Origin of the sequence: Terrisporobacter muris, from assembly GCF_024621905.1 — a bacterium.
Classification (GTDB): domain Bacteria; phylum Bacillota; class Clostridia; order Peptostreptococcales; family Peptostreptococcaceae; genus Terrisporobacter; species Terrisporobacter muris.
The window spans coordinates 1-5,696 of the sequence record NZ_JANKBY010000243.1 but is presented as its reverse complement, the minus strand read 5'-3'; the positions used below and the strand labels follow the sequence as shown (position 1 = coordinate 5,696).

The 5,696-nt window shown below is 29.1% G+C and carries 4 protein-coding genes; all 4 read right to left on the bottom strand.

The window, feature by feature from the left end:
- Positions 1–111: 111 nt before the first annotated feature.
- Positions 112–1,458, bottom strand: a complete 1,347-nt coding sequence (locus NSA58_RS14925) for a glucose-6-phosphate isomerase (protein WP_257560639.1) — start codon at positions 1,456–1,458, stop codon at positions 112–114.
- Positions 1,459–1,643: 185 nt separating this feature from the next.
- Entirely contained in the window at positions 1,644–3,266 is a 1,623-nt protein-coding gene (locus tag NSA58_RS14920) for a Na/Pi cotransporter family protein (RefSeq protein WP_039678684.1), read from the bottom strand.
- A gap of 161 nt (positions 3,267–3,427) precedes the next feature.
- Positions 3,428–5,029: an NAD(P)/FAD-dependent oxidoreductase gene (locus tag NSA58_RS14915; protein WP_039678685.1), complete on the bottom strand. Its 1,602-nt coding sequence runs from the start codon at positions 5,027–5,029 to the stop codon at positions 3,428–3,430.
- A gap of 174 nt (positions 5,030–5,203) precedes the next feature.
- Positions 5,204–5,581 (bottom strand): hypothetical protein, encoded by a 378-nt coding sequence (locus NSA58_RS14910; RefSeq protein ID WP_039678686.1) that lies wholly within the window; start codon positions 5,579–5,581, stop codon positions 5,204–5,206.
- Positions 5,582–5,696: the final 115 nt, after the last annotated feature.

Below are 5,696 nucleotides of genomic sequence, written 5' to 3'. Positions count from 1 at the left end.
TTTATTATTAACTTTTAATCTCTTAAACATAAAAAAGAAATCATCACAATCGATATAAATCTCTTATGATGATTTCATTATAATATTTTATTCTTAATTAAACCTTAATTTCTAAAGTCTTTTTTCTAATTCTTCTTTTTCTTTTTCAAATCCTGGCTTGCCTAATAAAGCAAACATATTTTTCTTGTATGCTTCAACACCTGGTTGGTCAAATGGATTTACTCCTAATAAATATCCACTTATCCCACAAGCTTTTTCAAAGAAGTATACTAAGTATCCAAAATTGTACTCATCTAATGTAGGTATGTTGATTAATAAGTTTGGAACTTGACCATCAGTATGAGCAAGTAAAGTTCCTTGGAATGCTTTTTCATTTACAAAATCTAAAGTTTTTCCACTTAAATAGTTAAGTCCATCTAAATCATTTTCTGCTGATTTTAATTCTATGGCTCTTCTTGGTTTTTCCACATTTAAAACTGTTTCAAATAAGATTCTCTTACCATCTTGAACGTATTGTCCCATTGAATGTAAATCAGTTGAAAAATCTACTGCTGCTGGGAATATACCTTTTTGGTCTTTTCCTTCAGATTCTCCATATAATTGTTTCCACCACTCACTTACAAAATGTAAACTTGGCTCATAGTTTACTAGTAATTCTATATCTTTGCCTTTTCTATGTAAAACATTTCTAACAGCTGCATATTGATAGCAATCATTTTCTGCTAAGTTAGCTGTAGAGTAATTTTCGCGAGCATCATTAGCACCTTGCATCATTGCATCTATATCAAGACCTGCTGTAGCTATTGGCAATAAAGCAACTGGCGTTAACACTGAGAATCTGCCTCCAACATCATCCGGTATTACAAAAGTTTCATATCCTTCTTCATCAGAAACTTGTTTCAATGCACCTTTACTTGCATCTGTAGTTGCATATATTCTTTTTGCAGCTTCTTCTTTTCCGTATTTATTTTCTAAGAATTCTTTTAATACTCTAAAAGCTATAGCTGGTTCAGTAGTAGTTCCTGATTTAGATATAACGTTTAATGATACATCTTTATCTTTTATTATATCTAATAAGTCCATTAAATAAGTTGAACTTATATTGTTCCCTGCATAATATATTTCTGGAGTCTTTCTTTCTTCTTTATTTAAATTATTTCTAAATGAATGACCTAGACATTCTATGGCAGCTCTAGCCCCTAAGTATGAACCACCTATTCCTATTACTATCAATACATCAGAATCTGATTGTATCTTTTCAGCAGCTTTTTTTATTCTTGCAAACTCTTCTTTATCATAGTTATTAGGAAGGTCTATCCAACCTAAGAAATCATTACCTAAACCTGTTTTGTTATGAAGCATTTCGTGTGCAACATCAACATAAGGTTGTAATGCATCTACCTCTTCCTTAGCAAAAAAACCTAAGGCTTTACTATAGTTAAAATTAATTTTGTTCATAATTTTACTCCCTCTTTTTATAGTATTTATATCATAAAATTATATCATAAAATAGGTTTACCTTCTTGTTAAAAAATTGTTTAATTCATATTATTTTTTTCTCGCATTAGTTAATTTTTAACCTTCTATACAAAAATATAAAAAACCTTAGAAATAATTACTATCTCTAAGGCTTTATTGGTTATCTATTTTTCATTTACACTTTGTGCTATAACTTGTTGAGCTATATTTACAGCATGATCTGAAACTCTCTCTAAATTAGTTATTATTTCTAAGTAAATAATACCATTGTCTATACTACACATATTATTATTTAATCTTCTCATGTGATTTACTCTACATGATTTTTCCATAATATCTACTTGTTCTTCCATTTTTATTACTTTACAAGCAAGGTCTACATCTGATGTTCTCATAGATTCTAATGCATAAGTATAAGTTGATAAAACTTTGTTATACATATCATTTAATTCATTTTTTGCATGATCTGAAAATACAACATCATTAGCTATACTATTTTCACCTAATTCTGCTAAGTTTTCAGCATGGTCACCTATTCTTTCTATGTCATTTACTGTGTTAAACAATGAATCTATCACTTCTCTTGATTCTTCATTTAAAGGTGCCTTAGATAATTTTAGTAAGTAGCTTAATATAGTTTTTTGTAATTCATTTATTGTTTTTTCTTTTTTTAATGTGTTAGATAAATCTTTTTGAGATTTTTCCATTATACCTCTCATTGCACAGTCTAAACTTTGTTTTGATTTCTCACCCATTCTTAATGTTTCTTTCTCAACATTTAGTAAAGCTATTGAAGGTGTTTCAATCATTCTATCATCTATAAATTTTACAACTTTTACATCATCGTCTTCTAAATGTGAGTCTGGAATTAATCTAGTTGCTAATTTTATTATCATTTTATTAAATGGTAATAATATTAATGTTGATGCTATATTGAATATTGTATGAACATTAGCAATTTGTCTTGCAACATTATTTGGATCTATATAAGTTACTCCAGCAACAACTATTTTATTTAAGAATAATAAGAATATTACTGTTCCAAGTATATTAAATATTAAGTGTATAAGTGCTGCTCTTTTTGCGCTTATGCTTGCACCTATACTTGATAATAAAGATGTTACACAAGTTCCTATATTTTGACCATATAATATTGGTAAAGCACTATTAAGTGGTATTAACCCTTGTGATGCTAAAACAACTAGCATACCCATTGATGCACTTGAGCTTTGTATTATTGCTGTTATACCAAATCCTAGTAATAATCCTAAGATTGGATATTTACCAAAAGTAAGTAATGCATTTGTAAATCCTTGGTATTCTGATAATGGTTGCACAGCTTCTTTCATGAAGTCCATGCCTGTAAATAATATACCAAATCCTATTAAAACTTCTGCAATATGTTTAGTTTTTGGCTTTCCACCGAATAAATAAAGAATTATACCTATTCCTAAAGCTACAGGAGCTAGTCCATTCATATCTATAGATACTAATTGAGCTGTTACTGTTGTCCCTATATTAGCACCCATTATAACTCCTACTGCCTGTGGCAATGTCATTATACCAGCATTAACAAAACCAACTACCATTACTGTAGTGGCACTTGATGATTGGATTACAGCTGTTACTAATGTCCCAACAAGAACTCCCATAAATATATTACTCGTCAGAAGTTCTATAATCTTTTTCAGCTTACTTCCAGCTGCCTTTTCTAGGGCTTCTCCCATAAGATTCATTCCAAATAAGAATAATCCTAATCCACCCATAATACCGATGATTATTTCCAATTGTATTCCTCCTTAGTTACATTTAATCATTGACTATTATATTCTGCTTTTAATCCTAAATAAAAAATCTTTTACTACTATGTATTTATGATTTAACGCATAAACATTATATCATAAATTTTCGTTAAATTTTTTTATCAATTCGACTATAATTGTTAAAATTATTTAACAATTGGACAATATTTTTCAATGATCTTTTCTGCACATTTTATACCATCAACTGCAGCTGTAACTATTCCTCCTGCATAACCAGCACCTTCCCCACATGGGTATAGATTTTTAGTACTTACTGATTGCAAAGTTTCTTCGTCTCTTACTATTCTTACTGGAGCAGATGACCTTGTTTCTACACCTGTTAACACAGCATCATACATTGCAAATCCATTCAATTTTCTATCAAGAGATAATAAAGCTTCCTTCATTGTGTTTGTAACAAACTCAGGTAAACAGTCCCTTAAATCAGCTCCTGTTACGCCTGGCTTATATGATGGCTCAACCTTTCCTATATCTGTAGTAATCTTGTCATTTAAAAAATCTCCTACTAATTGCATAGGTGCATTATAACTTTTACCACCTAATTCATAAGCTAGTTTTTCATATTTTCTTTGGAATTCAATCCCTGCTAAAGGATGACTATTGCCAAAGTCTTCTGGTGTAACATTAACTAAAAATGCACTATTTGCATTTACCTTGTCCCTAGCATGTTCACTCATACCATTTGTCACTACTTCAAATTCATTTGATGCAGATGCTATTACAGTACCTCCAGGACACATACAGAAGGAATATGCTGTTCTTCCGTTAGATGTATGCTCTATTAGTCTATAATCCGCTGCTCCAAGCCTTGGATGATTATAGAATTCTTTATATTGAGATTTATTTATTAATTCTTGAGGATGTTCTATTCTAGCTCCAATAGCAAATGGTTTTTGAATAATTTTTACACCTTTGCTATATAACATCTCATAAGAATCTCTCGCACTATGACCAACAGCAAATATTACATTGTCACATTCTACTCTTTCTTTATCATTAACTATTACTGCTTTTATACTGTCATTTTCTACTTCTATATCTGTAACTTGAGTATTAAATCTTACTTCCCCACCAAGTCTTTTTATTTCTTCTCTTATATTTTTTACAACATTTTTAAGTATGTCAGTTCCCACATGTGGTTTATGAGAGTACAGTATATCATCAGGTGAACCAAAGTTTACAAGCTCTTCTAAAACCTTTCTACATCTGATATCCTTTATTCTTGTTGTAAGTTTACCATCTGAAAAAGTACCTGCTCCACCTTCTCCAAATTGTACGTTTGAGTTATTTTTAAATACTCTATTGTTCCAGAAATTATTTATATCTTTTGTTCTCTCATCCACATCTAATCCTCTTTCAATTAATAGTGGATTATATCCTCTTTGTGCTAAAAGTAGGGCTGCAAATAAACCTGCTGGACCACTTCCTACAACAACTGGTCTATTGTTTATTTTATTACTTCCATGTTGAACGCCCACATAATGAGGTTGTTTTACTTCAACTATATCCTTTAGACATTTTTTTAATAACTTTTGTTCATTTTTAAGTTCAACATCTACAGTATAAACAAAATCTATTTTTCCTTTTTTCCTTGCATCTATAGACTCCTTAAAAATATGATATTTTATCAATTCATTTTCTTTTATTTTTAATTTATTTAATACTAACTTTAGTATTTTTGACTTATCCTCATCAATACTAATTTTTATATTCGATACTCTTAACATTTTTTTCTCCTTTATGGTACTTCTATATTTTATATTACCTATTATATTTACCACTAAAAAAAATACCTAGACATAAATTTTCACATATTACTCAAAAAAAATCAAAAGCCAGGAATTTACCAAAGCCTTTGATTTTTCATAAAATTATTATTTATTTTTAGCTGTTAAATACTATTAGTCTCTTTTAGTAATAAGACCTCTTATAACTTTCATATTGTTAAATACCTTTTCTAAGAAATCTTCAGCTTCATCATTGTCTAATAATGTTATTTCTAATTGATCTCCTTGTGGTATATCTTTCATTTCACAGTATTTCTTTGCTGTATCTAATAATTCATCTTTCTTTTCTGAAGATAAATCAAAGTCTTTATAGTCAATTATTATGTATTGTTTTACTTTTTGTTCTTTACCTTCATTGTATCCTATTTCTATATGATAAATTACAGCATATAAATTGCTAGGACTTTCCTCACCATTATATACAGGTACTGCTGGATTCGATTTTATAAAGTTAGTTGATACTGCAATTCCATTTCCTAAACTAAGACTCATATTTTTACCTCTTTCTCTATTATATATGTATTATTTTATCACCTTTTAGATATATTAAAACCTTTTTTTATAACTTTTTATATTTTAAATACAAAAAATACTATTAAATGTAAAA

Excerpts from the sequence above, each read along its gene's own strand:
- NSA58_RS14925 (WP_257560639.1), bottom strand. The coding sequence starts at position 1,458 with ATGAACAAAATTAATTTTAACTATAGTAAAGCCTTAGGTTTTTTTGCT.
- NSA58_RS14915 (WP_039678685.1), bottom strand. The coding sequence starts at position 5,029 with ATGTTAAGAGTATCGAATATAAAAATTAGTATTGATGAGGATAAGTCA.
- NSA58_RS14910 (WP_039678686.1), bottom strand. The coding sequence starts at position 5,581 with ATGAGTCTTAGTTTAGGAAATGGAATTGCAGTATCAACTAACTTTATA.